Origin of the sequence: Kitasatospora sp. NPDC058032 (genome assembly GCF_042885845.1) — a bacterium.
Taxonomy (GTDB): Bacteria; Actinomycetota; Actinomycetes; order Streptomycetales; family Streptomycetaceae; genus Kitasatospora.
Genome location: NZ_JBHVRK010000079.1, coordinates 1 through 1,394, shown reverse-complemented (window position 1 = coordinate 1,394; position 1,394 = coordinate 1). Strand labels below are relative to the sequence as shown.

1 rRNA gene is annotated in these 1,394 nt (G+C 56.2%); it reads right to left on the bottom strand.

From position 1 onward, the window contains the following. Positions 1-2 precede the first annotated feature (2 nt). Positions 3-1,394: ribosomal RNA gene (locus ACFVUH_RS37390) — 23S ribosomal RNA — on the bottom strand; the annotation flags it as partial.

Below are 1,394 nucleotides of genomic sequence, written 5' to 3'. Positions count from 1 at the left end.
CTGAGGACAAGCCCTCGGCCTATTAGTACCGGTCAACTCCACCCCTCACAGGGCTTCCATATCCGGCCTATCAACCCAGTCGTCTACTGGGAGCCTTACCCTCTCAAGGAGGTGGGAGTGCTCATCTCGAAGCAGGCTTCCCGCTTAGATGCTTTCAGCGGTTATCCCTCCCGAACGTAGCCAACCAGCCATGCCCTTGGCAGAACAACTGGCACACCAGAGGTTCGTCCGTCCCGGTCCTCTCGTACTAGGGACAGCCCTTCTCAACACTCCTACGCGCACAGCGGATAGGGACCGAACTGTCTCACGACGTTCTAAACCCAGCTCGCGTACCGCTTTAATGGGCGAACAGCCCAACCCTTGGGACCTACTCCAGCCCCAGGATGCGACGAGCCGACATCGAGGTGCCAAACCATCCCGTCGATATGGACTCTTGGGGAAGATCAGCCTGTTATCCCCGGGGTACCTTTTATCCGTTGAGCGACGGCGCTTCCACAAGCCACCGCCGGATCACTAGTCCCTACTTTCGTACCTGCTCGACCCGTCAGTCTCACAGTCAAGCTCCCTTGTGCACTTACACTCAACACCTGATTGCCAACCAGGCTGAGGGAACCTTTGGGCGCCTCCGTTACCCTTTAGGAGGCAACCGCCCCAGTTAAACTACCCACCAGACACTGTCCCTGATCCGGATCACGGACCCAGGTTAGACATCCAGCACGACCAGAGTGGTATTTCAACGACGACTCCACCATGACTGGCGTCACGGCTTCAAAGTCTCCCACCTATCCTACACAAGCCGAACCGAACACCAATATCAAGCTATAGTAAAGGTCCCGGGGTCTTTCCGTCCTGCTGCGCGAAACGAGCATCTTTACTCGTAATGCAATTTCACCGGGCCTATGGTTGAGACAGTCGAGAAGTCGTTACGCCATTCGTGCAGGTCGGAACTTACCCGACAAGGAATTTCGCTACCTTAGGATGGTTATAGTTACCACCGCCGTTTACTGGCGCTTAAGTTCTCAGCTTCGCCCCACCGAAATGGAGCTAACCGGTCCCCTTAACGTTCCAGCACCGGGCAGGCGTCAGTCCGTATACATCGCCTTACGGCTTCGCACGGACCTGTGTTTTTAGTAAACAGTCGCTTCTCGCTGGTCTCTGCGGCCACCCCCAGCTCAGACAGCAAGTGCCGTCACCAGGAATGGCCCCCCTTCTCCCGAAGTTACGGGGGCATTTTGCCGAGTTCCTTAACCATAGTTCACCCGAACGCCTCGGTATTCTCTACCTGACCACCTGAGTCGGTTTGGGGTACGGGCCGCCATGAAACTCGCTAGAGGCTTTTCTCGACAGCATAGGATCATCCACTTCACCACAATCGGCTCGGCATCAGGTCTCAG